This window comes from Caulobacter sp. GW821-FHT12D05 (assembly GCF_058807295.1).
In genome coordinates, this window is the sequence record NZ_JBXAQO010000003.1 from 113842 (window position 1) to 139842 (window position 26001).

A 26001-nucleotide genomic window follows, 5' to 3' on the forward strand; every position below is an offset into this window, starting at 1 on the left:
GGAAGATCGATCCTCTCGAGAGAAATGATCAATTGGATTTATCTCGCCTCAGCGGCGAAGATCCTCCTGCAAGCCATTCGCAGGAGCGACAGCCATGACCACCACCGCCATTCGCCTGTCCGGCTGGAGCCTGCTGATCGCTGGCGTCGGGGCAGGGATCGTCCTGCCGCACCCGGTGACCACCACCCTGTGGACCGCCGCCGCCAAGCTGTTCACCCGCACCGGCGACCACAAGATGGTCCGCCGCCTGACGGCCGCGACCAAGTTCGGCCCGAAGATCCGCCGGGGCCTGGACGGCCGTCCCGCCCGTCGCATCGGCGGGGTGGCCGAGGCGTTCTGAGGCTTCCGGCCGCCGCGCCGAAGCGGTAGCGTCTGCGAATGAGTCTCAAGCCCCGCCGCAAGCGCCGCGACCTGACCCGCGTGGAACGCTGGGCGCTGGACGGCCTGGGCGGCGCGCTGTTCGCCACCGGCGCGGTCGGGGCGTTCGTTCCCGGCATGCCGACCACGGTGTTCTGGATCGGCGCGGTGCTGTGCTTCCTCAAGACCCGCCCCCACGCCGTGCGCCCGATGCTGCGCGTACCGGTGATCGGGCCGGCGATCCGCTGGTTCCTGCGCTGGCGGCCCTTCGGCGGCGGACGCAAGCGGCGGCGAAAGTAGGGCTTGCACCTCAAGGTTGATCCTTGTGAAGTGCGTTCGACTTCGTGAAAGGGGCGGTGATGCGGCGATGGATGCGCGGCGCGATGGTCGTGGTGATGCTGGCCTTCGCTTCGTCCGGCCAGGCGCGGCAGGTCACGGCCGAGGCCGGATCGTTCCGGATCGTCCAGGTCGCGACTGGGGACGCCGAGAAGTTCCTGGCCGACTGGGCCAAGCCCAGCGAGCCCGCTCGCCTGGAGACGCAGACCAGCGCGCGACGCGGCGAGGTCCTGACGACCTTCATCGTCTTCGCGGGCTGCAAGGCCGATACGGCGGGCAACTGCCAGGTGACGGTCGACTACCAGGTGCTCAAGCCCGATGGCGCCGTCTATGCCGATCCGAAGGGCGTCGAGGTCTATCGCGACAAGGCTCCGGCGCCGAACACCTTCTTCCTGTCGGTCTCGGGCCTGGGCCTGCGTTTCGAGCCGCAGGATCCGCTGGGCGCCTACGCCGTCAAGGCGGCCGTGACGGATCATGTCGCGGGGGTCACTGTGCGGACGCAACAGGTTCTGACCGCGACCGATTGAGCGTGGGCGTGACGGGGCGGGTGGAAATCCCTATCTAGCCGCCCATGACCGACGTGATCGAGGATGAAGACGAAACCGGCGCCCGCAAGCGCGCGCTGTCGAACCGCCAGGTGCTGGCCTTTGTGGCCCGCTTCTGGAAGCGGCGGCCGGTGCTGTTCGGCTTCGGCGTCACCCTGACCCTGGTGGCGATCGCCTTCGACCTGGCGCTGCCCTACGCCTCGGGCCACCTCGTGGACACCGTGACCAGCAAGCCGCGCGGCGACGTCGGCGCCTGGCAGGCGCTGGGCGTCTTCGTCGGCGTCTATCTGGCCTTCGCGATCATCCGCAACATCGCCCACCGGTTCTGGATCCCGCTGGCGGCCCGGAACATGGAGGAGATGACCAACGAGGGTTTCGCCAAGGTGCAGGCCTTCTCGTCGGACTGGCACGCCGACAGCTTCGCGGGCGCGACGGTGCGCAAGCTGACCCGCGCCATGTGGGGCTATGACAGCGTCACCGACGCGGTGACCATCTGGCTGGGGCCGGGGATCATCGTGCTGGTCGGCCTGTCGATCGGCATGCTGCTGCGCCAGCCGCTGGCCGGCGTGATCTCGCTGGTCGTCGTCGTGGCCTATCTGTCGGTGAACCTGTGGATCACCGAGCGTTATGTGCGGCCCAGCAACCTGCGCTCCAACGCCCTGGACTCGCAGATCGGCGGGGCCCTGGCCGACGCCGTGACCTCGAACCCGACCGTGAAGAGCTTCGGCGCCGAGCAGCGCGAGGCCGCGCGCCTGGCCGAAGTCACCGCCGCCTGGCGCGACGCGGTGATGGTCACCTGGAGCCGTTTCACCGACGTCTGGCTGGGCCAGAACCTGCTGCTGGTGATCCTGCAGGCGGGCCTGACCGGGGCGATGGTCTGGGGTTGGGCGCAAGGCACGGCCACGCCCGGCGACGTCGCCTTCGCCATCACTGCCTTCATGCTGATGAGCGGCTACCTGCGGAACCTGGGAGAGAACATCCGCATGCTGCAGAAGGGCATCGACGACACCGAGGACGTCGCGGCCTGGACGCGCTTGCAGCCGCAGATCGCCGACGCCCCCGGCGCGCCGGACTTCCAGCCCGGCCCCGGCGGCATCGAATTCAAGGACGTGACCTTCCGCTACAAGGCGGCCGGCGCGCCGCTGTACGACCACTTCTCGCTGAAGATCGCACCCGGCGAGCGGGTGGCGCTGGTGGGGCCGACGGGCTCGGGCAAGTCGACCTTCGTCAAGCTGGTCCAGCGCCTGCACGACTTGCAGGACGGGGCGATCGTCATCGACGGCCAGGATGTCTCGCGTGTGGCCCAGGCGTCCTTGCGCCGCGCCATCGCGGTGGTGCCGCAGGATCCGGCGTTGTTCCACCGGTCCCTGCTCGAGAACATCGCCTATGGACGCCCCGGCGCGACCCGCGAGGAGGTTGAAGCCGCCGCCAGGAAGGCCAAGGCCCACGAGTTCATCCTGCGCCTGCCCCAGGGCTACGACACATTGGTCGGCGAGCGGGGCGTCAAGCTGTCGGGCGGCGAGCGCCAGCGCGTGGCCATCGCCCGCGCCTTCCTGGCCGACGCGCCGATCCTGGTGCTGGACGAGGCCACCTCGTCGCTGGACGTCGAGACCGAGGGCCAGGTCCAGGCCGCCGCCGAGGCGCTGATGGAGGGCCGGACCACGATCGTCATCGCCCACCGCCTGTCGACCGTGCGCGGCGCCGACCGCATCCTGGTGTTCCAGGGCGGCCGCGTCGTTGAGGAAGGCCGCCATGCCGACCTGGCGGCCGGCGGCGGGGTCTATGCCCGGCTGAACGCGATCAGCGCGGGGGTGGCTTAGAGATCTCCAGCCTGACCAGCGCGTCCTTGAGCGGCGGCGCGGGCGCCGCACAGCCGTCGCCGGCCGGGACTACGGCCAGCCGCTGGTCGCCGACGATGAGGTCCTGCCGAGGCCTGGGCTCGGCCAGGCTCACCGTTCCGGCCTTCAGGGCCGCGTCGATGTCGACGCCGGGGCAGATCCCGTTGGCTTGGGCCATGCGCCGCCAGCCGCGGTCGCCGGACTTGAAGATGTCGAGCACCGAACCGCTGGCCAGCAGCACCTCTTCGGTTCCGTCGCCGTCGATGTCCATCATCAGGGCCGAGCAGCGCATGCCGGCGAACAGGCAGGTCGAATCCGAGCCGGCGGCGGTCCAGTCCTGGTCGCGGAAGCTGGCGGGCAGGGTCTTGCCGGCGGGATAGACCGTCATGTTGGCGAAGTCGGGCCCGCGCTTGGTCGGCGCGTAGGTCTTTTCCTTCTGGGCCAGGGCCTCGCTGGCGCGCTTGGCGATTTCGGCCTCGGGGCTGGCCTTCAGCCTCTCCAGCGCATCGCGCCCGTAGCGACCGCTCTCGAAGCGGAGGAACTGGAAGTCGAACTTCTCGGCCGAGACCTTGTCCGCCGCCAACCGCTTGACCTGGCTGGCGACCGACAGGCGCGCCGGGTCGGCGATCGGGGTGAACAGGGCGATCAGCAGCAGCACCGAGACGACGGCCATGATCAGGTTGGTCGGCTCCAGCGGCTTCATCCACGGGCCAGGCCGCAAGGCGGCCAGGGTGTAGCCGCCGGTGAAGCCGACCGCGACCACCAGATAGGCGGCGGCGAAGACCCGGTCAGGCGTCAGGCCATACTGCTCGACGCGCAGCCAAAGGGCGTAGCCCGCCAGCACGACGATCGGGATCAGCAGCAGGCTGGCGGCGCGCGCGGCCCAGCGCAGGATCGCATGCGGCGGCTCGCCCCCGTCCTGGTAGGCGGCGTTGATCAGGATGATCAGGGCGGCGGCGGCTGCCAGCAGCAGGGCGGCGGCGGCCTTGGTGCCCCACAGCGGCGCCAGACCGGTAAAGGGCAGGGTGGCCAGGAAGCCGCCGGCGATCACCACCATCAGGGGCAGCAGCCAGGCCAGCAGGACCAGGGCGACGGTCCGCACGCCGCGCACCAGGCCGGCCCGCGCCTCGGTCAGCTGCACGGCCATGTGGACGGCGGCGGCGAACATCAGGCCGGTGGCCGGGAAGGCGAAGGCGGTCTCGCCGATCAGCTTCTGGATGGCCTCGATGCCGATCAGCTTGAACAGGGCGGCGGCCAGGAACAGCAGCAGCCAGAAGGCGCCGGTGAAGGCCAGGGACAGGAACAGGCGCACGGCGTTGGTGCACGCCAGGTCGAAATAGTCCGCGTACGGCGCCACAGGCTTGCGGACGGCCTCGGCGGGCTGGATCAGGTGGTGGGCGATGAACAGCAGGGCCGCCACGGCGATGAACAGCGGCGGCGACAGCGGTCCCGCGCCCAGGCGATCGGGACCCGCGCCGGTCCAGGCGGCATGGACGGCCAGGATCGTCGCCAGCGCGGCGGCGATCAGGCTCCAGGCGATCAACGCAGGCCGCCGCATGGCCGACAACGCCGCCAGCGGGATCATCGGCACCATCAGGGCGCAGACCAGCAGCGGCGCGTACAGCATCGGCTGGGTCGCCGGCCATGCCTTGGACTCGTCCGCCTTCTGCAGCAGGAACAGCACGATCCCCTGGGCGAGGCCGATCGCCAGCCGCGTCGCGGCGGCGGTGCGAACCTGTTTAGCGTCGTCCATGGAGCCTCCCGTTTGCCGGCACAGCATCACGGTAACGCGCGGTTGTGAAGCTGAGTGTCGGGAAGGGGCCTTTTCGAACGTCCTTGGTCGCGGTCAGATGACCGCGTCCTGCGAGGATCTCGCGATGATGAAACCGCCCGCCGCCTCGATCGACGACTATCTGGAGAAGCTGCCGCCCGACCAGCGCCAGGCGCTGGAGACCCTGCGCGGCCAGATCCGCGCGCTGGCGCCGGAGGCCGAGGAGGCGATCAGCTACGGCCTGCCGACCTTCAAGCTGAAGGGAAACCTGGTGCACTTCGGCGCGGCGGCCAAGCACTGCGCCTTCTATCCGGGCGCGCTGATCGCTGAGTTCGCCGACCGGCTGGAAGGCTTCGAGACCGCCAAGGGCACGATCCGCTTCCAGCCCGAGAGCCCACTGCCGCCGGGCCTGATCGCCGACATCGTCCGGCATCGCATCGCCCAGAACGAAGCGATCGCGGCGGAGCGGGCGGCGAAGAAGAAGCGCTAGCGCGCCAGTCGCTCGTCCTCCAGCGCCGCCGGTTCGAACGAGAAGATCACGCTGGGGTCGGGCTTGGCCACGCCCTTGATCAGCTTCTTGTCGCCGGCCGCGTGCAGCAGCCAGCGGATGACGTTGAGGCGGGCGGCCTTCTTGTGGTCGGCGCGCACGCAGATCCACGGCGAGACGTCGCTGTGGGTGCGCATGAACATCTCGTCGCGGGCCTTGGTGTAGTCGTCCCACTTGTCCTGGGCGACCTTGTCCAGGTCACTGGTCTTGAAGGCCTTCAACGGATCCTCGCGGCGGGCCTTCAGGCGCTCGGCCTGCTCCTCGCGGCCGATGTCGAGCCAGAATTTCACATACCGCAGGCCGTTCTCGACCAGCATACGCTCGAAGGCCGGCACGTCGCGCAGGAACTGCTCCTGCTGCTCGGGCGTCGAGAAGCCCATGACCCGCTCGACCCCGGCGCGATTGTACCACGAGCGGTTGAAGATCACCGCCTCGCCGCAGGCCGGCAGGTAGTCGACATAACGCTGGAAGTACCACTCGCTGCGCTCGCGCTCGGTGGGCTTGGGCAAGGCGACGACGGTGGTGGCGCGCTTGGACAGGTGCTCGGTGACCCGGGCGATCGTGCCGTCCTTGCCGGCCGAGTCGCGGCCCTCGAAGATCACCAGGATCTTGTCGCCGTCCTTGATGGCCTTCTTCTGCAGGGCGATCAGGGCCAGCTGCAGCTGCATCAGTTCATTTTCGTAGTCGTCGGACTTGCTCATAAGCCGACCCTACCCCCGGAAAGTCGAGTTGCGCTAGAAGGACGAAATGATCCGTCTTTTCGTTCCCAACGATCTCTCCGCCGGGGCCGGCGTCGTCCCGTCCGTCGACCAGTCGCGCTACCTGACCTCGGTCATGCGCCAGGTGGTCGGCGATGAAGTCCTGCTGTTCAACGGCCGTGACGGCGAGTGGCGGGCGACCATCATCGAGTCGACCAAGCGGGGTTGTCTGCTGAAAGCCGAGGAGCAGACCCGTCCGATGGAACTCGGTCCGGACCTCGACTTGATCATCGCCATGGTCAAGCGCAGCCGGGTCGAGACCATCGTCGAGAAGGCCGCCGAGCTGGGCGCGCGCCGGGTGCGGCTGACCACGACCCGCCGCACCAATGTCGACTTCGTCAAGCTGGGCCGCCTCGACGCCATCGCCATGGAGGCCGCCGAGCAGACCGGCCGCCTGGACGTGCCCGAGGTCGCCGATCCCGAGAAGCTGGACAAGATCCTCGACGCCTGGGACCCGGCCCGGCGCCTGGTGTTCTGCGACGAGGGCGGTGACGCCAAGCCCGCCATCGAGGCCCTGGCCGGAACCGGCGCGCCGGCCGCCATCCTGATCGGTCCCGAGGGCGGGTTCGCGCCCGAGGAACGCGAGCGCCTGCGGGGGCTTTCCTTCGTCACGCCGGTGTCTCTGGGCCCGCGCATCCTGCGCGCCGACACGGCCGCCATCTCCGCGATGACGCTGTGGCAGGCTGCGGCCGGCGACTGGCGTTAGCATTTAAGGCGAAGGTCGCCTCTTGAGGTTCGCAAAGAAAACGCCCAACTGGGGCGTCACCGAGTATCGCCGTCGGCGGAGAGCATGGGCCCTCTCCACCCTCAGCATCGCAACCCCTGGGGAGGGACGGCTTGCATGGCCGACACCGCTAGCGTCCAAGAGCGTCAACTGACGCTCGCCGATCTGACCGACTATTTCGCCCGCGGGTCCAAGCCCAAGGAGGCCTTCCGCGTGGGGGCCGAGCACGAGAAGTTCGGCTTCTACCTGGGCTCGCACGATCCCGTTCCGTACGAAGGCGACAAGGGCGTCCACGCCCTGCTGACCGGGCTGCAACGCTTCGGCTGGAAGCCCGTCATGGAAGGCGAGGTCATCATCGGCCTGGAGCGCAACGGCGCCAATGTCAGCCTGGAGCCGGGCGGCCAGTTCGAGCTGTCGGGCGCGCCGCTGGCGACCATGCACGACATCTGCGAGGAGACCGGCCAGCACCTGGACGAAGTCAAGACCGTCGCCGACGAACTGGGCCTGGGCTTCACGGGCCTGGGCTTCTCGCCCGTGTGGACACGCGCGCAAGTGCCGATCATGCCCAAGGGCCGGTATGTGATCATGCGCAACTACATGCCCAAGGTCGGCAATCTGGGCCTGGACATGATGCTGCGCACCTGCACGGTGCAGGCCAATCTGGACTTCTCCAGCGAAGCCGACATGGTCGCCAAGTTCCGCATGAGCCTGGCCCTGCAGCCGATCGCCACGGCGCTGTTCGCCAATTCTCCGTTCACGGAAGGCAAGCCGAACGGCTTCCTCTCGGCGCGCGCCAATGTCTGGACCGACACCGACCCGAACCGCACGGGCCTGCTGGACTTCGTGTTCGAGGACGGCTTCGATTTCGAGCGTTACGCCCGCTATGCCCTCGACGTGCCGATGTATTTCGTCAAGCGCGGCGACAAGTATATCGACGTCGCCGGCCGCTCGTTCCGCGACTTCATCGAGGGCAAGCTGCCCGAGCTGCCGGGCGAGATCGCCACGATGAAGGACTTCGCCGACCACACGACGACGGCGTTCCCGGAAGTGCGTCTGAAGACCTATCTGGAGATGCGCGGCGCCGACGCCGGCCCGTGGAGCCGCCTGTGCGCCCTGCCGGCGCTGTGGACCGGCGTGTTCTATGACGACGCCGCGCTCGCGGCGGCCTGGGACCTCTGCAAGGACTGGTCGCTGGAGGACCGCGAAGGCCTGCGCCGCGACGTGCCGAAGCTGGGCTTGAAGGCTCAGGTCGCCGGCCGCTCCGCCCAGGACGTGGCCAAGGACTTCGTCGCCATCGCCAAGTCCGGCCTGAAGAACCGCGCCCACATCAATGGCGGTTTCCTGGACGAGACCATCTATCTGGGCGAGCTGGAACAGATCGCCGACAGCGGGATCACCCCCGCCGAGAAGCTGCTGTCGCTGTACAACGGCGAATGGCAGGGCGACATCAGCCGCGTCTTCACCGACTGCGCCTACTAGGCGAGCGTTTCAACTTAAGGGCCGGGAAAAACCTCGCCCTGGCCGACCCACCCCGTTATGTAGCTGACATACATAACGGGGTTTCGAATGCTGTTCCGATCCATGCTGCTGGCCGGTTCTCTCCTGGCCGGCGTGGCCCACGCCCAGACCGCGACCATCGACGACGTCTACGCCTTGGGCGAGGTTCGGGTGACCGCGCGGGGCAGCGATGGCGGGCTGATCGGCGGCTCGGTGATCAAGGGCGAGGATCTTCGCAAGTTCGACAAGATCAGCGTCGACCAGGCGCTGGACCTGATCCCCGGCGCCTCGGCCGGCAACAGCGGTGGTTCGCGCAACGAGCGGCTGGTGTTCATCCGCGGCTTCGATCGTTTCCAGACCACCCTGTCGATCGACGGCGTGCGGGTGTTCCTGCCGGCCGACAACCGCATCGACTTCGCGCGTTTCCTGACCGCCGACCTCTCCGAAGTGCAGGTCTCCAAGGGCTATGTCTCGGTGCTGGACGGCCCCGGCGGCATCGGCGGCGCGATCAACCTGGTGACCCGTACGCCCCAGGCCCCGTTCGAGGGCGAAATCCGGCTGGGCGCGGGCTTCGACGCCGACGGCTCGCTGAACAGCAACGCCATCTCGGGCCGGGTCGGCGGGCGCACCGAGCACTTCTACGTCCAGCTGTCGGGCGCGCGGAACGAGCGCAACCACTGGGCCCTGCCGGACGGTTATCGCCCCACCACCCTGGAGAACGGCGGCTATCGCGATCACTCCGACAGCGAGGACTGGCGGGTCAACGCCAAGGTCGGCTTCACCCCGCGCGAAGGCGACGACTATTCGCTGACCTTCACCCGCCAGGAGGGTTCGAAGAACGCGCCGTTCCACGTCACCGACACGGCCAGCACCCGCTACTGGACCTGGCCCTACTGGAACATCGACAGCCTGGCCCTGCTGACCCGCACCCAGATCGCCGAGCACGCCTGGCTGAAGACCCGCTTCTATCGCAACACCTTCGAGAACGGCCTGTTCTCGTACGACAACGCCCGCCAGAACACCCAGACACTGGGGCGGGCATTCCGGTCCTACTACGATGACGTCGCCTATGGCGGGAACGTCGAGCTGGGCGTCCAGCTGACCCCGAGCAACACCCTGAAGGCCGCCGCCTTCTATCGCCGCGACGAGCATGTCGAGTGGCAGACCAGCTACGCCCCGCCGCTGACCGAGCCCCGCCAGACCACGACCGAGGACACCACCTCGATCGCGCTGGAAGACACCCAGAGCTTCGGCAAGGACGTCGACCTGGTGGTGGGCGTCTCGCGCGACCATCGCGACCTGTCGATGGCCCAGGACTTCAACACCAACGTCCTGGTGGCCTATCCGCTGACCAGCGACAGCGCCTGGAACGGCCAGGCGGCGCTGGTCTGGCGGCCGACCGACACCGCCCAGCTGCACGCCAGCGTCTCGTCGCGCACCCGCTTCCCGACCCTGTTCGAGCGGTTCAGCTCGCGCTTCGGCACGGCGACCCCGAACCCGAACATCAAGGCCGAGCGGGCGGTGAACTACGAGGTCGGCGCGCGCGGCGACATCACGCCGTTCATCACGGTCGAGGGGGCGGTGTTCTACAGCGACGTTCGCGACGCCCTGATCGCCATCCCGGTCGCCCTGGGCGCGCCGTTCGGCACGGTCAGCCAGACCCGCAATGTCGGCGACGGGGAGTATTACGGGGCCGAGGCCTCGGTGACCGCGCGCGTGACGCCCAAGCTGACCCTGGGCGGCAACTACACCTATCTGCACCGCGACTTCACCGACCCGACCAACGCCGCGTTCCGGCCGCAGGGCGTGCCGACCCACAAGCTGTTCGCCTATGCCGACTGGCAGGTGGCCGAACGCCTGACCCTGACCCCCAGTGTCGAGACCGCCTCCAAGCGCTGGACGGTGACGTCGAGCAGCCTGATCACGCCGGTCCGCTACTACCGCACCGGCGCCTATGTGCTGGCCGCGCTGACGGCGCGGGTGCAGGTGACGCAGAAGATCGACGTGCAGCTGTCGGCCCGCAATCTGCTGGACCAGAAGTACCAGCTGGTGGACGGTTTCCCCGAGGAAGGCCGCAACTTCCGCGCCGACCTGCGGGTCAAGTTCTAGGAGAGATCCCAATGCGCCTGACCGTTCTCGCTGCTCTGGCTATTCTGGCCACGCCGTTCGCCGCTTCGGCCCAGATGGCGCCGGCCGCTCCCGCGCCGGCCTGCGCCGCCATGGACAAGGACCTGCCGGCCGAACTGGCCGCCTGGACCGCCAAGAAGGACCTCACCGCCGCCAAGGGCGTGGCCGACCTGGACAAGGCCGTGCTGACGCCGGGCCAGGCCTTCGTCGCCGCGCTCGCCCCGACGCCGGACGTGACCTACATCGTCCAGCCGGAAAAGCCGGGCGGCACGGTCAGCAAGGGCGGGCTGTTCGCGATCGATATCGCCACGGCGGGGACCTACACCATCGCCCTGGGCACGGGCGCCTGGATCGATGTGCTGAAGGGCGACGCGGCCCAGCGCTCGACCGGCCACGGTCGCGGGCCGGCCTGCACCACCCTGCGCAAGATGGTCAGCTTCGACCTGCAGCCGGGGCGCTATGTCGTGCAGATCTCGGCCAATGCCGAGGCCGCTCTGCCGATCATGGTCGCGGCCAAGCCCTGATATGAAACTGGGGGCGGTCAGCACGGCGCTGGGGCTGATCGGCGCCCTGTGCCTGCTGGCCGCCTTCACGCCGGGCCTCGCGCAGCGGCCCGCCTCTGAAGTCCGCGTCGAGCTGGGCCGGCGATTGTTCTACGACGCCGACCTGTCGATCGACGGGACCATGGCCTGCGCGACTTGCCACGAGCAGCACCACGGCTTCACCGACGGCAACGCCACCCGTCCCGGCGTCCATGGCGATCCGGGGCGGCGCAACATCCAGACCCTGGCCAATGTCGGGACCTTCGCCAGCCTGACCTGGGGCGACCCGCGCGTGACCCGGCTGGAAGACCAGGCCCTGATCCCGATCGCCGGGACCACGCCGGTCGAGATGGGCTTTCACGGCCAGGAAAAGGTGCTGGAAGACCGCATCGGCGGCCAGGCCTGCTATCGCAAACTGTTCGCCGCCGCGTTTCCGGGCCAGGCGGTGAACATGGGAACGATCACCAAGGCCCTGGCGGCGTTCCAGCGGACGATGGTGTCGCGCGATGCGCCCTACGACCGCAAGAAACGCGGCGAGGCGGTCGATACGTCGATCGAGGCCGTGCGGGGCGAGAAACTGTTCTTCGGCAAGGCCGGCTGTGCGACCTGCCACGCCGCGCCGGACTTCACGGATGCGACGGGCCCCAATGCCTTCCACCGCATCGACCTGCCGTTCTCCGGCGACCAGGGACTGGGCGAGATCACCGGCAAGGCGGCCGACAACGGCAAGTTCCGCACGCCGTCACTGCGCAATGTCGGGATCAGCGGACCCTATCTGCACGACGGCTCGGCTCGCACCCTGGCGGGCGCGATCCGGCGGCATCGGATGGCGACGGGTTTGAAGGACGGCGAGGTCGACGACCTCTCCGCATTCCTGCGCACGCTGACCGACGACCGCTTCGTCGCCGATCCGCGCTTTTCGCTGCCGAAGACCTCGTGCGAGGCCGAGGCAGCGAAGCTTTAAAAGAGCGCCCGCACGCCGGCGATGACGCCGACCCACAGGGTCACGGTCGCCGCCAGGGCGAACAGGCGGCCCCAGGCGAGCTTGCGCTGGGGTTGGGTGGTCGTCGCGTGAACAGCGTCCGTCCGATAGGAGACGTAGGCCATGGTTTCCTCCGCGCCCCTCTGATGGGAGCTAGACCGGTATGGTCACGCTCCCAGCGGTTAACGCGGGCTTAAGCCCGGTCTTGGTCGACATTCGGCGGCCAGTGCTCGGCCTGGCTGGAGCCCGAACCGCTGTCGGTGTGCTGGATCACGGCGTCCACGTTCAGGGCGGCCTTGGTCTCGGCGGCGGTCAGCTCGCCGAGCTGGAACTCGACATGCTCGGGATAGAAGGCCACGCGATTGGCGATGCTGCCGACCGCCGCATAGGGGTCCTCGTAGGACCACACCGCGTTCTCGATCAGCTGGGCGTCGCGATAGATGGTGAAGTAGCTGGCGTCGCCCTTGTAGGGGCAGTGGGTGACCTTGTCGGTCCGCCGCAGGAACGCCATCCGCACGTCGTCGCGCGGGAAGTAGTAGACGGCCGGATAACTGGCTTCTTTCAGGACCAGCACGTCATCGCTGTCGGCGATCTCGTGGCCCTCGAACAGCACCCGCACCGTGTTGGGCGATCGGGTGATGGTGATGGGGTGGCTTTCGTCGGGGATCTTCATCGGGGGCTCCCGCCGCAATGGCTTCCCCATGCAAACGCATAGGTAGAAGGCCAAGCTTCAACCCATAGATCGGAACGCCAAGCCCGTCCGGCAAGCCGTTGCTTGTGAAACCGTCGTGCGCGTGATCTTCTCCCCGCCAAATTGGGGCCGGCGGGGATGATTTGACCAATGGGGGGTCTGTCCGCGCCACTCGTTACGTTTCAAGGCTAGCGTATGAACATCGTTATCGCCGCGGGCATCCTGGTCACGCTCGTGACCGGCATTCCCGTTCTTGTGCAGTTGCTGAGGGGCCACCCGCGCGGCCTGATCATCTGCTTCCTGGCCGAGATGTGGGAGCGCTTCTCCTACTACGGCATGCGGGGCCTGCTGATCTTCTACCTGACCCAGCACTTCCTGTTCGACCCCAAGGTCGCCAGCGGCCACTACGGCTCGTACACCTCGCTGGTCTATATCGTGCCCCTGCTGGGCGGCTTCCTGGCCGACCGTTATCTGGGCACCCGCAAGGCCGTCGCGTTCGGCGCGATCCTGCTGGTGGCCGGCCACCTGGCCATGGCCGTCGAGGGCCAGCCGGCCGTCCAGACCCTGACCTATGCCGGCCAGACCTACGAGTTCCAGGCCAGCGGCCGGGGCGAGGAGCGGGTGGCCAAGATGATTGTGGCGGGCAAGCCCTACGACGTCTCGGCGACCGAGACGGGCGACTTCACGATCAAGAACCTGCCGGCCGACGCCGGCCTGCCCGCCGTGCTGGCCAAGGGCGCCTACAAGCTGGACGTCACGGGTCGCGACCCGATGTACCTGAACATCTTCTGGCTGGCCCTGTCGCTGATCATCGTCGGCGTGGGCTTCATGAAGTCGAACGTCGCGGCCCTGGTCGGGCAGCTCTATCCGCAGGGCGATCCGCGCCGGGATCCGGGCTTCACCCTCTACTATTTCGGCATCAATCTGGGCTCGTTCTGGGCCTCGATCCTGTGCGGCATCCTGGGCGTCAATGTCGGCTGGTGGGCCGGCTTCGGCGCCGCCGGTCTGGGCATGCTGGCCGGCTTCGTGATCTTCGTGCTGGGCAAGCCCTGGCTGCTGGGTCGCGGCGAGCCGCCGGAAGGCGCGAACCTGAAGGAGAAGGTCGCCGGTCCGATCACCCGCGAGGTCGTGATCTACGGCGTCTCACTGCTGGCCGTGGCGGCGGTGTTCCTGGTCGTCCAGCGCACCCCGGTGGTCAATGTCACCCTGCTGGCCGGCATGTTCGGCTCGCTGGGCTACATCCTGTGGTTCGCCTTCGCCAAGTGCGAGAAGGTCGAGCGTGAGCGCCTGCTCTTGGCCACGGTGCTGGTGCTGGGGGCGGTGGTGTTCTGGACCCTGTTCGAGCAGGCCGGCTCGTCGCTGAACCTGTTCGCCGCCACCAACGTCAACCTGACCCTGATCTCCAAGCCGGTCGAGTGGTTCGGCGGCTCGGTGGTGCTGGGCTCGCCCGCCCAGCTGACCGCCGCCGGCATCTCGACGGTCGGCAAGTTCTGGGTCAACACCGACTTCAACGCCGCCCAGACCCAAGCCATCAACGCCGGCTGGATCCTGATCTTCGCCCCGGTCTTCGCCGCCCTGTGGACGGTGCTGACCGCGCGCGGGATGAACCCCAACCCGATGATCAAGTTCGGCCTGTCGCTGATCCAGGTCGGGGCGGGTTTCCTGATCCTGCTGGTCGGCGCCCAGTTCGCCGACGGCGCCTTCAAGATGCCGCTGATCTTCCTGGTGCTGATGTACATGCTGCACACGGGCGGCGAGATGTGCATGTCGCCGGTCGGCCTGTCGCAGATGACCAAGCTGTCGCCGCTGCACATGGTCTCGTTCGTGATGGCCGTCTGGTACATGGCCCTGGCCATGGCCAACCTGTTCGGCGGTTGGATCGCCGCCATCGCCGCGACCGAGACCATCGGCGGCCAGGTCCTGAACCCCGCCGCCGCCATGGCCCAGTCGCTGCTGGTCTTCAAGGTCATCGGCCTGGCCGCCATCGGCCTGGGCGTGCTGTTCCTGATCCTGTCGCCGTTCCTCAAGAAGTGGTCGCACGGCGCCGACGAGACCGACCCGCAGCCGATCGCGGACTCGACCGTTACGGGCCAAGCCTAGGCCCACATGAAAGAAGGGCCCCGGCGGCTTGCCCGGGGCCCTTCACGAGGCGTGGAGGGGCCACGCCTCACCTTCGGGTGGGACGGTCTCGGGGGTGGCTCAAACCGCCCGAGACCGTTTCCGCTCCCTACCCAAAGCTCTTGCGCACCTTGACGAACAGGTACGGCTCGAACGGAAGTTCACGGTGCTCGACCTGGGTGACGACGCCCGTCCCCCGGCCGCCGGCATAGATCTCCCGGTCGCGAATCTTGTGCCGGCTGGTCCAGTTGGCCAGCTCGGTGCGGATGGTCAGGTCCTTGCGCGGCCGCCACTCGAAGAAGCCTTCGATCCACTGCTCGAACCTGAACGTGCGGACCTCGCCGACCCGGTAGTAGCGCTGCTCGTTCGGGCAGAAGGTGATCACCCCCCAGCTCCACTTGCCGCCCGGCATGTCGCGGGTGAAGCGCACGTCGCAGGTGAACGGCGTTTGGGCCGAGATGCGGCGCTTGCCCAGGGTGACGGGGTCGGTGACCTCGCTCTGCGCCCACGAGGCCCGCATCTTCAGCTGGCCGCCGCTGACGCCCAGCTTGTCGGTCGGCAGGGTCAGGTTGACCTGGTAGAAGTCGCTGGTCCCGTCGCCGATATTGCCCGGCGCCTCGAAGACCTTGTTGATCGGGATGACATCGACCACGTCCTGGATCTCGGCGTGGCGCCACAGCAGCACCAGGGCGCCGCCGCCCCAGAAGCGCTTCTCCCAGGCCGTCTCCAGCACCCATTTGCGCTCGGGCACCAGGTCGGGATTGCCGGCGTCGACCGTGCCGGTCTCGGTGCCGGCCGACGAAACGAAGTCGCCAAAGTCCAGCTGGCCCACCTCGCGCTCGATCCGCACCCGCAGCTGATCCGTCGAGGTCGGCGACCAGGTCGCGAGCACCCGGGGCTTGGGATAGAAGAACTTCTTCGAGAGGTCGGTGTCGCCGCTCTGGCTGATCTTCGAGACCTCCAGGCGCGCCCCGGCCTCGACGTTCAGCTTGGGACTGGCTCGCCAGATCGCCTTGCCCGACAGCTCGCCGCGCAGCTCCTCGACCTTGACCTGGGCGGCCGGCAGCGGGATGGCGACGCTGTTCTCGAAATAGCGCGTGTCGCCGTCCAGGACGTTGTAGGCGCCTTCCAGCCCAGCCTCGAACGACAGGCTGTCGCTGCGGCGGTGGCGCAGTTCCGAGCGGACGATGGTCTCGCCGGTGTCGGTGCGCGACTTGTAGTCCACGAACAGGCGCGGATCCTCGAAGGTCGAGCCGTAGATCTCGCGATTGAGGTTTTGCAAGACGACCAGCTGCAGGTCCGAGCGGGCCGACAGGGCGCGGTCGAAGCGGCCCCCGAACTCGCCCGTCCAGCTGTGCAGCTTCTCGCCGGTGACCTCGCGGCCTGGGGCGGGGAAGACCCGCGTGGCGGTCACGTCGCGGTCGTAGCCGAAATATTCGAGCTTGGCGTTGACCCGCGCCTTGCCGCCCAGGGTCGGCCGCTGCACCGCGCCGCGCAGCACGTAGTTGTAGATGGTGTCGTAGCCCTTCAGGGCGTCCTTGGCGGTGGGGACGCCCTTGCCGTCGGAGCGCAGACGCACGCCGCCGTCGAAGGTGTTGTCGGTGCGATCCTGGGTGGCCTTCAGCGAGCCTTCCAGGGCGTAGTCGCCCTCGCGACGCGAGCCCTCCAGCTCGACGATCGGACCGAACAGGCCGTCCGGATAGACATAGGTCTGGACGTTGACGACCTTCTGCACCTGGACCGTGCGCTTGAGCACGATGTTGGCCATCACCGTGCGGCCCTGCATGTCGATGCCCGGCGCGCCGCCGCGGATCAGGTCGATGCGCTCGACGGTCGTGGCCGCGATCCGCCGCAGCATGTCGTCCAGCGATTCGTTCTTGGTCGTCGGACGCTCGCCGTTGATCAGCACATTGCCGGCCGCGCCCGCGAAGCCCCGGACGTTGTCGCCCTGCTCCAGATTGAAGCCGGGCAGGCGGGTGATCATGTCCAGCGCCGTGCTGGGCTGGGCGGCGGCGAAGAATTCGGGCGGGTAGGGGATGACGCCGCGCTGGGACGGTTCGACGTCCTGAGCGGCCGGGGCAGGAGCCAAGGCCGCGGTCGAAACGGGTGGGTCGACGTCCAGCGGAGCGACCCCCGCCATGGCCATCAGCAGCACGCTCGCTAGCATCCGTCCGTTCCCCTTTTGAAGGCCCTCCCCAGGGACTTCGCTCGTGGGGGGCAACGTGGCCGGGGGCGTGGCGCGTTGAAAGTTACAAGCGTGAAATGTGGATTAAACTTCCGACACGTTGCCAGTGATCACTATCGCGGAGCCGCTTGCGGCAAGGCTTTGCCGGCCCTAGGTGCTCGGGCTCGAAGGAGCTTGTGATGACCAACGCCGTGACCCCGCTGACGACGAACAACCTGGCCGGCAGCGACGGCGAGGCCTTGCTGGCGCTGAACAACGCCCATGCGGTGGAGCTGTCGTGGCTGGAGCCAGAACGCTTGGCGCATCTGGTGAGCGAGGCCTTCGTGGCGCGACGCGTCGGGGTGGCGGACGCCCTGCTGCTGACCTTCGACCAGGCGGCCGACTATGACAGCGTGAATTACCTGTGGTTCCGCGAGCGGTATCCGGCCTTCGTCTATGTCGACCGGGTGGTGGTGGCCGACAGCGCGCGCGGCAGAGGCTTGGCGCGGGCGCTTTATGACGACCTGTTCGCGGCGGCCAAGGCGGCCGGGCACCAGCGGATCGTGTGTGAGGTCAATTCCGATCCGCCGAACCCGGCGTCGGACAAGTTCCACGCGGCGCTGGGGTTTGTGGTCGTCGGGACGGCCGAGATCCACGGCGGGAAGAAGACCGTCACCTACCTTGAACGCCTCCTCTGATCCGTCTTCCCGGCGAAAGCCGGGACCCAGATCGTAGGGCTGTGAGGCGCATGCAGAAACGCCCGCGATCCTGTTCGGAACGCGGGCGCTCTTGCATCTGGGCCCCGGCTTTCGCCGAGGAAACGGATAGAGGTTAAACCGCCGTCCCACCCACCGTCAGTCCGGTGATCTTCAGGCTCGGCTGCCCGACGCCCACCGGCACGCCCTGACCCGACTTGCCGCACACCCCGATGCCCGGGTCGAAGTCGAAGTCGTTGCCGATCATCGTCACCCGCGTCAGGGCCGACGGACCGTCGCCGATCAGGGTCGCGCCCTTGACCGGCGCGGTGATCTTGCCGTCCTCGACCAGATAGGCCTCGGTGCACTGGAAGACGAACTTGCCGTTGGTGATGTCGACCTGGCCGCCGCCGAAATTGGCGCAGTACAGGCCGCGCTTCAGCGAGGCGATCATCTCCTGCGGATCGTCATTGCCCGCCAGCATGCCGGTATTGGTCATGCGCGGCATCGGCATGTGGGCGTAGGACTGGCGGCGACCGTTGCCGGTGGCCTTCATGCCCATCAGGCGCGCGCTCATGCGGTCGTGCATATAGCCGACCAGGATACCGTCCTCGATCAGGATGGTGCGCTCGGTCGGCGTGCCCTCGTCGTCGACGGTCAGCGAGCCGCGACGGCCGGCCAGCGAGCCGTCGTCGAACACGGTGACACCCTTGGCGGCCACGCGCTCGCCGATGCGGCCCGAGAAGGCGCTGATGCCCTTGCGGTTGAAGTCGCCTTCCAGGCCGTGGCCGACGGCCTCGTGCAGCAGCACGCCGTTCCAGCCCGGACCCAGGACCACGTCCATTTCACCGGCCGGGCAGGCGATGGCGTCGAGATTGACCAGCGCCATGCGCAGGGCCTCGTCGACCTGGCCCTGCCACTTGTCGGGGCTGATCCAGGCCGAGAAGCCGGCGCGACCGCCGGCGCCGGAGCTGCCGGTCTCGCGGCGGCCGTCCTTCTCGACGGTGACCTGGACGTTGACCCGCACCAGCGGGCGCACGTCGCGGATCAGCTTGCCGTCGGCGCGCAGGATCTCGACCACGCGGCGCTCGCCGGCCATCGAGGCCATCACCTGGACGACGCGCGGATCGCGGGCGCGGGCGAAGGCGTCGATCTCCTGGAGCAGGCTGACCTTGTCGGAGAAGTCGGGCGCGCTGACGGGGTTGTCTTCGCCGTACAGCTTTTCATTCGTGGAGCGCGGGCCTTCGGCGCTGACGCCGGCATAGCCGCGCTTGGCCAGCTTGGCCGAATCGGCGGCGCGGCCGATGGCGGCTTCGGAAATCTCGGCGGCGTGGGCATAGCCGGCCGTCTCGCCGGCCACCACGCGCAGGCCGAAACCCTCGCCGCTGTCATAGGAGGCGCTCTTGAGGCGTCCGTCGTCGAAGACGAAGGCCTCGCTCTCGGAGCGTTCGAGGAACAGCTCGCCGTCGTCGGCGCCGGCTAGGGCCTCACCAAGGATCGACTGGGCGCGGTCACGATCGACGCCGGCGGCGTCCAGCAGGGAGGGGGCGGAGATGGGAGCGTTCATGCCTTACAGGTAAGACTTCCGAGCGCATCCGTCACCCCGCCCCTTTTGTCGCAAGCGGATCAATACTCGCGGCGCACTTCGCCGGAGCCGGTGATCTCGCTGCTGACCGACTTGGGTTCGGTGCGCAGTTCGACGTCGCCGCTGCCGGAGATGTCGATCTTGGCCTTGCCCGTGGCGAAGATCGCGCCGCCGCCGCTGCCCGAGACCGCCACGACGGCGTCCTTGGCCTTCAGGTCGGTCAGGTTGGCGTAGCCCGAGCCCGAATTGTCGACCGTGGCCACCTCGACCCGGCCCGTCGCATTGACATCGCCGCTGCCGCTGACCGTGACGCCGATGGCCGGATGGTCGTAGCGGCGGATGTCCAGGTCGCCCGAGCCGCGGATGTCGAAGCGGGTGACGTCCGGGGCGATGACCGTGATCTTCACCCGTTCGGAGTCGCTTTCGATCCGCAGGCCCTGGACGTCGATGGTCACGCGGTCGTGGTCGACCCCGTCGCCGCCATCCAGGAAGATGCGGCCGCCGTCGACCCGCAGGCGGTTGACGTAGTCCTTGGGGCCGGACGCCACGACCTTAGCCTCGGCGCCCTGGACGAAGACCACGTCGACCGGCAGGTCGATAGTCAGCTGGTCCTTGCCCGTCCAGGGCAGGGTGCGGTCGATGCGCGGCGAGGTCGCCTGGCCGGTGACCGTCACCTTGCGGGTCGAGCGGATCACCTTGCCGTCTTCGCGGACGATGACGGTCTCGCCATTGTCGTCGAAGGGCAGGGTCCAGCCGTTCTTGATGATTTCCGGGCCGGCGATGGCCGCCACCGCGGCGAAGCAACCGACGGACAGCGCGAAGCTGGCCCCGGCGACGATGAGCGTATTGCGGATCAACATGGTCCCCTCCTCTTCCGCTCAGGCTTGTTCGATGGCCGGCTTCAGCAGCCGGTAGTGAAGGCGGGCGTACCAGACGACCGCGTTGAAGACCCCGATGGTCACCAGCGTCAGCAGGGCGCCGAAGCAGGTGGCCAGGCCCATCAGGCCCAGGCCCGCCAGGAAGGCGGTGATCGGGCCGCCGGGCGGGGCGGTAAGCGGGCCGGCCGCGAACACGAAGCCGCCGGCGACGAACATGGTCACCACGGCGACCAGGAAGCCGAACAGGACGCCCAGCACGCCCATCAGCAGGGGCAGCAGGAACATCACGTCCAGCGCGCCCAGGCCGATCAGGGCGATGATCGCGCCCATGGCGTTGGACGGCGTCTTCTTCTCTTCCCAGGACTTCAGCCCGGCCTCGGCGCGCATTTCGCGGGCCAGGCGGTCGGGATCGCCTAAGGCGGCGGCGACCTCGGCCTCGGTGCGGCCGGCGGCCTGGCCGTCGGCGAAGTGGGCCTCGTGGTCGGCGACGATGTCGGCGATCGTGGTGACCGGCAGGCCAGCCAGGCCGCGACGCAGGCGGGTGATGAACTCGGCGCGGGTCATGCGGAAGCTCCCACGATGTCGTTGACCGCGGTCGAGAAGGCGGTCCATTCGGCCTTCTGCTGTTCCAGGCTCTGACGCCCGGTCTGCGTCAGGCGATAGTATTTGCGCGGCGGACCGCTCTGGCTTTCCACCAGATAGGTCTCGACCAGCCCATCCGACTGCATGCGGCGCATCAGCGGATAGATCGTCCCTTCCCCCATATCGATGTCCTTCGTGAGCCTGCTGGCGATCTCGTAGGCGTAGCTGTCGGCGTGCGAGAGCAGGGCCAGCACGCACAGCGCCAGCACGCCTTTCTTCAGTTGGATCTCAATCGTTTCCGGCACGGCGTCCTTGGCCTCCGTTGATGACTACCAATTACCGCCTGGTACTGGGTATCACAAGGTACCTATCAATGAACAATGCGTAATGATCCTTGGGGCTTTGGAGGGGCGCTCCAACGCCACTTTTGGGGTGGTGTTGAGAGGGGTTCGCAACTAGCTCCGCCCTTGTGACGCAAAGCGGGCAATCCCATGTCGCGCACGTGGTCTCTGGCGCTTGGCAACCGCTAGCGATGCGCGTATGCAGCCTCCGGACCGACCATCGAGCGGACTGGGCGTCGACGCGCGACTCACCTGTGAGCAGCATCGATTGCAGAGGGCCGGCCCGGGGGTCGTAATACGCAGAATCGGCGCGGCGCGGCCTTGGGTATTCCTGGGTCAACTCGCCGCCGAAACGGGCCGTGAGGGATATGAAGGCGCATTTTTCGGGGATTCGGCGGGTTTTGACGGGCGCGTCCGCCCTCGCCGCTACGATGATGTTCGCGGGGAATGCCCTCGCTGAAGATCTGCTGGGCCAGCCGACGCCGGGGGCGATCGACCTTCAGCCGGCCGCTTCCGAGCTGAAGCACCACGCGATCCAGTTCCACAACCTGGTCCTGATGCCGATCATCACGGCCATCACCTTGCTGGTGCTGGGCCTGCTGATCTGGATCGTGGTGCGCTACAACAAGAAAGCGAACCCGGTTCCGGCCAAGTTCAGCCACAACACCACGGTCGAGATCATCTGGACCCTGGTCCCGGTGCTGATCCTGATGGTCATCGCCATCTTCTCGTTCCGCCTGCTGTTCCACTACAACGACATGCCCAAGCCCTACATGACCGTGAAGGCCACGGGCTATCAGTGGTACTGGGGCTACGAGTATCCGGACCAGAAGATCAGCGAGATCGTGTCGCTGCCCCTGACCAAGGAACAGGCCGACGCCAAGAAGGTCCCGTACCTGCTGGCCGCCGACAAGGCGATGGTCGTCCCGGTCAACCAGGTCGTCCGCGTGCAGGTCACCGGCGCCGACGTGATCCACGCCTTCGCGCTTCCGGCTTTCGGCCTGAAGATCGACGCCATCCCCGGCCGCCTGAACGAAACCTGGTTCAAGGCCGAAAAGGTCGGCGTCTATTACGGCCAATGCTCGGAACTGTGCGGCGTCGATCACTCGAACATGCCGATCGAGATCCAGGTCGTGACCCAGGCCCAGTTCGACGCGTGGGTTAAGGAAAAGGTCGCTCCGCCGGCTCCGGCCGCCGCGCCGGCCGCTCCGGCCGAAGGCGCAGCTCCGGCTGCCGCTGCAGCGACCCCCGCCTCGGCTCCGGCCGCCGCCCCCGCTTCCGCTCCGGCCGCGGCTCCCGCCGCGCCGGCGGCCTAAGACTACGTAGGATAGAAGTCCGATGGCTCACGCCGCAGACACTCATGGCCACGGCGGTCACGACGACGCCGACCACAAGCCGCCCTTCATCGCCCGCTGGTTCTTCTCGACGAACCACAAGGACATCGGCACGCTGTACATCCTGTTCGCCATCATGGCGGGCCTGGTGGGCGGCCTCCTCTCGGGCCTGATCCGCTGGGAGCTGATGCACCCGGGCATCCAGGTGTTCACCGACAACGGCCTGCTGGCCCAGCTCGGCGTCTTCAAGGGCAAGCACGGCTTCAACGCCGTGGTCACCGCCCACGCCCTGATCATGATCTTCTTCATGGTCATGCCCGCCATGATCGGCGGCTATGGCAACTGGTTCGTGCCGATCATGATCGGCGCGCCGGACATGGCCTTCCCGCGCATGAACAACATCTCGTTCTGGCTGCTGGTCGCCGCCTGGATCCTGCTGGTCAGCTCGATGTTCGTCGACGGCGGCCCGGGCCACGGCTTCGGTGGCGGCTGGACGATCTATCCGCCCCTGTCGACCATCGGTCACAAGGGTCCGGCCATGGACCTGGCGATCCTGTCGCTCCACCTGGCCGGCGCTAGCTCGATCCTGGGCGCGATCAACTTCATCACCACGATCTTCAACATGCGCGCGCCGGGCATGACCCTGCACCGCATGCCGCTGTTCGCCTGGTCGGTGCTGATCACCGCCTTCCTGCTGCTGCTGTCGCTGCCCGTCCTGGCCGGCGCCATCACCATGCTGCTGACCGACCGTAACTTCGGCACCCACTTCTTCGACCCGGCCGCCGGCGGCGACCCCGTCATGTTCCAGCACCTGTTCTGGTTCTTCGGTCACCCGGAAGTGTACATCCTGATCCTGCCCGGGTTCGGCATCATCAGCCACATCGTCTCGACCTTCTCCAAGAAGCCGGTCTTCGGCTACCTGGCGATGGCCTACGCGATGGTCGCCATCGGCTTCGTCGGCTTCGTCGTGTGGGCGCACCACATGTACACGGTCGGCATGAGCATCAACCTGCGCGCCTACTTCGTGGCCGCCACGATGATCATCGCCGTCCCGACGGGCGTGAAGATCTTCAGCTGGATCGCCACGATGTGGGGCGGCTCGCTGGAGTTCAAGACGCCCATGCTGTGGGCGATCGGCTTCATCTTCCTGTTCACCGTCGGTGGCGTGACGGGCGTCGTCCTGTCGAACGCCGGCATCGACTACAGCCTGCACGACACCTACTACGTCGTCGCCCACTTCCACTACGTGCTGTCGCTGGGCGCGGTGTTCGCCATCTTCGCCGGCTTCTTCTACTGGTTCGAGAAGATGTGGGGCGTGAAGTACAACGAGTTCCTGGGCTGCCTGCAGTTCTGGATCATGTTCGTCGGCGTGAACCTGGTGTTCTTCCCGCAGCACTTCCTGGGCCTGCAAGGCATGCCGCGTCGCTACGTCGACTATCCGGAAGCCTTCGCGAAGTGGAACTACGTGTCGTCGGTCGGCTACATGATCACCGCCGCTGGCGTGGGCGTGTTCCTGATCCTGCTGCTGGAAGCCGCGATCCGTCGTCGCCCGGCCGTCGCCAACCCGTGGGGCGAAGGCGCCACGACGCTGGAATGGACGCTGTCGTCGCCGCCGCCGTTCCACCAGTTCAGCGAACCGCCGGTGATCAAGGAAGACAGCCACCACTAGGCTGACTTCCGGCTCAATCCGGACCTAAAGCGGGGGCGCGGCGGGGATCCTTAAGGGTCCAGGCCGCGCCCTTCGCCCATTCAGACCGATATATTCCCCTCGATGTCGAAGACCCTCGCCATGACCTCGGAGACCGCTGCGCCCGACACCACGCAGACCGCCAGCTGGAAGGACTACTTCCAGCTGATGAAGCCGCGCGTCATGTCGCTGGTGGTGTTCACGGGCCTGACGGGCCTGCTGGCCGCCCGCGCGCCTATCCATCCCGTGCTGGGCGCCATCGCGGTGCTGTGCATCGCCGTCGGGGCCGGGGCCTCGGGCGCGCTGAACATGTGGTACGACGCCGACATCGACCAGCAGATGCGCCGCACGCGCGGCCGCCCGGTGCCCGCCGGCAAGGTCAAGGGCGAGGAGGCCGCCTCGCTGGGCGTCGTCCTGTCCATCCTGTCGGTGATGTTCCTAGGCTTCGCGATCAACTGGTTCGCGGCCGCCCTGCTGGCCTTCACCATCGTCTTCTACGCCGTCGTCTACACGATGTGGCTCAAGCGCTGGACGGCGCAGAACATCGTCATCGGCGGCCTGGCCGGCGCCCTGCCGCCCGCCATCGGCTGGGCCGCGGCCACGGGCCACGCGCCGCTGAACGCCTGGCTGATGGTCGCCATCATCTTCTTCTGGACCCCGCCGCACTTCTGGGCGCTGTCGCTGTACGTCACCACCGACTACGCCAAGGCCGGCGTGCCGATGCTGCCGGTGGTCAAGGGCGCCAAGGAGACGCGCAAGCAGATCCTGCTCTACAGCCTGCTGCTGATCCCGATCTGCCTGTCGCCGGTGCTGACCGGTCTGGGCGGCCCGATCTACCTGGCCGTGGCAGCGCTGGGCGGGACGGTGTTCCTGATCCTGGCTTGGCGGGTGTTCGCCAGCAAGGCCGGCGACGCGGCCGACCCGCGCGTGGCCGACCGGGCTCTGTACGAAGTCACCGAGGACGAAAAGGCCGCCGGCTCGAAAGCCGCCCGCAACCTGTTCGCCTTCTCGATCCTGTATCTCTTCGCCCTGTTCGCCGCCCTGCTGGGCGAGGCCGTGGCCAACGTGCACGCCCTGGAGCTGCTCAAGTGAATCAACCGGTCGACAACAACGAAGCCGCCAAGAAGGCGCGGAACGGGCGCAACATCGCGCTCGCCCTGGGTCTGGTGGCCTTCGTCCTGCTGGTGTTCGTGGTCACCCTCGTGAGGCTCGGCGGCAATGTCGCGCACCCGCACTAAGAAGCCCGATTCGGAGCTCACCCCGCAGGAGCTGGCCGCCCGCCGCAACGGCAAGGTGGCGCTGATCTGCGCGGCGGCGTTCTTCGGCATGATCGGCGCGGCCTATGCCGCCGTGCCGCTGTACAAGCTGTTCTGCCAGGCCACCGGCTTCGACGGCACGGTGCGCAAGGCGCAGGCCGCCCCGACCAAGATCCTGGACCGCAAGGTCACCATCCGCTTCGACGCCAACATCCGCGACCTGCCGTGGCAGTTCCAGACCCTGCAGGCCAGCCAGGACATCCGGATTGGGGATACGGGCCTGGCCTTCTTCAAGGTCACCAACCCCACCGACAAGCCGCAGACCGGCCGGGCGCTGTATAATGTGGTGCCGGAATCGGCGGGTCCGTACTTCCAGAAGCTGGAGTGCTTCTGCTTCTCCAGCCAGACGATCCAGCCCCACCAGACGGTGGAATTCCCGGTCGTCTATTTCGTGGATCCCCAATTCGCGGACGATCCCGAGACCAAGGGCAAGAACGAGATCACGCTCAGCTACACGTTCTTCCCGGCCGTCGAGGACGATAAGAACAAAAAAGTCGCCGCCACGGCGACGCCTCGTATCGTGGAACCCCTTGGCGGCGCACCGTCGAGAGGGCTATAGCGTTCACAACGACCATGTCGCGGGGGG

General features: G+C 67.7%; 26 protein-coding genes and 1 pseudogene. 18 read left to right on the forward strand and 9 right to left on the reverse strand.

Annotation, left to right across the window (positions count from 1 at the left end; translation table 11 throughout):
- Positions 1–94 precede the first annotated feature (94 nt).
- Genes AC1RRR_RS13360 through AC1RRR_RS13375 form a run of 4 tightly spaced genes read left to right on the forward strand, consistent with a single transcriptional unit; the run spans position 95 to position 3058 of the window.
- On the forward strand, positions 95–340 hold the full coding sequence (locus tag AC1RRR_RS13360; RefSeq protein WP_492813757.1) for a hypothetical protein: 246 nt from the start codon (positions 95–97) through the stop codon (positions 338–340).
- 38 nt (positions 341–378) lie between these two features.
- Positions 379–657, forward strand: coding sequence for a DUF454 family protein (locus AC1RRR_RS13365; RefSeq protein WP_492813759.1), 279 nt, complete (start codon positions 379–381; stop codon positions 655–657).
- Positions 658–716: 59 nt separating this feature from the next.
- Positions 717–1220, forward strand: coding sequence for a hypothetical protein (locus tag AC1RRR_RS13370; protein WP_492813761.1), 504 nt, complete (start codon positions 717–719; stop codon positions 1218–1220).
- Between the two features lie 44 nt (positions 1221–1264).
- Positions 1265–3058 carry an ABC transporter ATP-binding protein gene (locus tag AC1RRR_RS13375; protein WP_492813762.1) on the forward strand — a complete coding sequence of 598 codons (1794 nt, stop codon included), beginning with the start codon at positions 1265–1267 and terminating at the stop codon, positions 3056–3058.
- On the opposite strand, the gene AC1RRR_RS13380 is transcribed toward AC1RRR_RS13375, so the two are convergent.
- The gene (locus AC1RRR_RS13380) at positions 3039–4829 is read right to left on the reverse strand and encodes a DUF4153 domain-containing protein (RefSeq protein WP_492813763.1); all 1791 of its coding nucleotides are present in this window, start codon (positions 4827–4829) and stop codon (positions 3039–3041) included. The genes AC1RRR_RS13375 and AC1RRR_RS13380 overlap by 20 nt on opposite strands.
- Positions 4830–4953: 124 nt before the next feature.
- On the opposite strand from AC1RRR_RS13380, the gene AC1RRR_RS13385 reads away from it, so the two are divergent.
- Positions 4954–5337 carry an iron chaperone gene (locus AC1RRR_RS13385; protein ID WP_492813765.1) on the forward strand — a complete coding sequence of 128 codons (384 nt, stop codon included), beginning with the start codon at positions 4954–4956 and terminating at the stop codon, positions 5335–5337.
- Here AC1RRR_RS13385 and ppk2 read toward each other — a convergent pair.
- Positions 5334–6095 carry a polyphosphate kinase 2 gene (gene ppk2 / locus AC1RRR_RS13390; RefSeq protein WP_492813767.1) on the reverse strand — a complete coding sequence of 254 codons (762 nt, stop codon included), beginning with the start codon at positions 6093–6095 and terminating at the stop codon, positions 5334–5336. The two genes, AC1RRR_RS13385 and ppk2, sit on opposite strands and share 4 nt — an antisense overlap.
- 46 nt (positions 6096–6141) lie before the next feature.
- Between ppk2 and AC1RRR_RS13395 the strand changes: the two genes are divergently transcribed.
- The 5 genes from AC1RRR_RS13395 (at position 6142) to AC1RRR_RS13415 (ending at position 12006) form a co-directional block, all read left to right on the forward strand.
- On the forward strand, positions 6142–6858 hold the full coding sequence (locus AC1RRR_RS13395; protein ID WP_492813769.1) for a 16S rRNA (uracil(1498)-N(3))-methyltransferase: 717 nt from the start codon (positions 6142–6144) through the stop codon (positions 6856–6858).
- A gap of 135 nt (positions 6859–6993) precedes the next feature.
- On the forward strand, positions 6994–8355 hold the full coding sequence (locus tag AC1RRR_RS13400; protein WP_492813771.1) for a glutamate--cysteine ligase: 1362 nt from the start codon (positions 6994–6996) through the stop codon (positions 8353–8355).
- Between the two features lie 87 nt (positions 8356–8442).
- Positions 8443–10482, forward strand: coding sequence for a TonB-dependent receptor plug domain-containing protein (locus AC1RRR_RS13405; protein ID WP_492813772.1), 2040 nt, complete (start codon positions 8443–8445; stop codon positions 10480–10482).
- Positions 10483–10493: 11 nt separating this feature from the next.
- Entirely contained in the window at positions 10494–11024 is a 531-nt protein-coding gene (locus tag AC1RRR_RS13410) for a homogentisate 1,2-dioxygenase (protein ID WP_492813773.1), read from the forward strand.
- Between the two features lies 1 nt (position 11025).
- The gene (locus tag AC1RRR_RS13415; protein WP_492813774.1) at positions 11026–12006 is read left to right on the forward strand and encodes a cytochrome-c peroxidase; all 981 of its coding nucleotides are present in this window, start codon (positions 11026–11028) and stop codon (positions 12004–12006) included.
- Here AC1RRR_RS13415 and AC1RRR_RS13420 read toward each other — a convergent pair.
- On the reverse strand, positions 12003–12149 hold the full coding sequence (locus AC1RRR_RS13420; protein WP_492813775.1) for a hypothetical protein: 147 nt from the start codon (positions 12147–12149) through the stop codon (positions 12003–12005). The genes AC1RRR_RS13415 and AC1RRR_RS13420 overlap by 4 nt on opposite strands.
- A 68-nt stretch (positions 12150–12217) precedes the next feature.
- Entirely contained in the window at positions 12218–12697 is a 480-nt protein-coding gene (locus tag AC1RRR_RS13425; RefSeq protein WP_492813777.1) for a DUF427 domain-containing protein, read from the reverse strand.
- 91 nt (positions 12698–12788) lie between these two features.
- On the opposite strand from AC1RRR_RS13425, the pseudogene AC1RRR_RS13430 reads away from it, so the two are divergent.
- Positions 12789–12857 (forward strand): annotated as a pseudogene (locus AC1RRR_RS13430) (hypothetical protein); the annotation flags it as partial.
- 53 nt (positions 12858–12910) lie between these two features.
- Positions 12911–14815, forward strand: a complete 1905-nt coding sequence (locus AC1RRR_RS13435) for a peptide MFS transporter (RefSeq protein ID WP_492813778.1) — start codon at positions 12911–12913, stop codon at positions 14813–14815.
- A 127-nt stretch (positions 14816–14942) separates the two neighbouring features.
- On the opposite strand, the gene AC1RRR_RS13440 is transcribed toward AC1RRR_RS13435, so the two are convergent.
- Complete coding sequence (locus tag AC1RRR_RS13440) at positions 14943–17000, reverse strand: TonB-dependent receptor plug domain-containing protein (RefSeq protein WP_492813779.1); 2058 nt, start codon at positions 16998–17000, stop codon at positions 14943–14945.
- A gap of 197 nt (positions 17001–17197) precedes the next feature.
- Here AC1RRR_RS13440 and AC1RRR_RS13445 point away from each other — a divergent pair, with 197 nt between their 5' ends.
- Complete coding sequence (locus tag AC1RRR_RS13445; RefSeq protein ID WP_492813781.1) at positions 17198–17695, forward strand: GNAT family N-acetyltransferase; 498 nt, start codon at positions 17198–17200, stop codon at positions 17693–17695.
- A gap of 133 nt (positions 17696–17828) precedes the next feature.
- On the opposite strand, the gene tldD is transcribed toward AC1RRR_RS13445, so the two are convergent.
- Genes tldD through AC1RRR_RS13465 form a run of 4 tightly spaced genes read right to left on the reverse strand, consistent with a single transcriptional unit; the run spans position 17829 to position 21042 of the window.
- Entirely contained in the window at positions 17829–19259 is a 1431-nt protein-coding gene (tldD, locus tag AC1RRR_RS13450) for a metalloprotease TldD (RefSeq protein WP_492813783.1), read from the reverse strand.
- 59 nt (positions 19260–19318) lie between these two features.
- On the reverse strand, positions 19319–20137 hold the full coding sequence (locus tag AC1RRR_RS13455) for a GIN domain-containing protein (protein WP_492813785.1): 819 nt from the start codon (positions 20135–20137) through the stop codon (positions 19319–19321).
- An 18-nt stretch (positions 20138–20155) separates the two neighbouring features.
- On the reverse strand, positions 20156–20719 hold the full coding sequence (locus AC1RRR_RS13460) for a DUF1700 domain-containing protein (protein WP_492813786.1): 564 nt from the start codon (positions 20717–20719) through the stop codon (positions 20156–20158).
- Positions 20716–21042: a PadR family transcriptional regulator gene (locus AC1RRR_RS13465; RefSeq protein WP_492813788.1), complete on the reverse strand. Its 327-nt coding sequence runs from the start codon at positions 21040–21042 to the stop codon at positions 20716–20718. Before AC1RRR_RS13465 ends, AC1RRR_RS13460 begins: the two co-directional genes overlap by 4 nt.
- 404 nt (positions 21043–21446) lie before the next feature.
- Here AC1RRR_RS13465 and coxB point away from each other — a divergent pair, with 404 nt between their 5' ends.
- From coxB to AC1RRR_RS13490, 5 genes are all read left to right on the forward strand, one after another.
- Positions 21447–22394: a cytochrome c oxidase subunit II gene (coxB, locus tag AC1RRR_RS13470; RefSeq protein ID WP_492813789.1), complete on the forward strand. Its 948-nt coding sequence runs from the start codon at positions 21447–21449 to the stop codon at positions 22392–22394.
- Between the two features lie 22 nt (positions 22395–22416).
- Complete coding sequence (gene ctaD, locus AC1RRR_RS13475; protein WP_492813791.1) at positions 22417–24081, forward strand: cytochrome c oxidase subunit I; 1665 nt, start codon at positions 22417–22419, stop codon at positions 24079–24081.
- 102 nt (positions 24082–24183) lie between these two features.
- Positions 24184–25191: a heme o synthase gene (gene cyoE, locus AC1RRR_RS13480; RefSeq protein WP_492813792.1), complete on the forward strand. Its 1008-nt coding sequence runs from the start codon at positions 24184–24186 to the stop codon at positions 25189–25191.
- The gene (locus tag AC1RRR_RS13485) at positions 25188–25337 is read left to right on the forward strand and encodes a cytochrome c oxidase system small membrane protein (RefSeq protein ID WP_492813794.1); all 150 of its coding nucleotides are present in this window, start codon (positions 25188–25190) and stop codon (positions 25335–25337) included. The genes cyoE and AC1RRR_RS13485 overlap by 4 nt, the downstream gene beginning before the upstream one ends.
- Positions 25318–25974 (forward strand): cytochrome c oxidase assembly protein, encoded by a 657-nt coding sequence (locus AC1RRR_RS13490; protein ID WP_454713796.1) that lies wholly within the window; start codon positions 25318–25320, stop codon positions 25972–25974. The genes AC1RRR_RS13485 and AC1RRR_RS13490 overlap by 20 nt, the downstream gene beginning before the upstream one ends.
- The last annotated feature ends 27 nt before the right edge of the window (positions 25975–26001 follow it).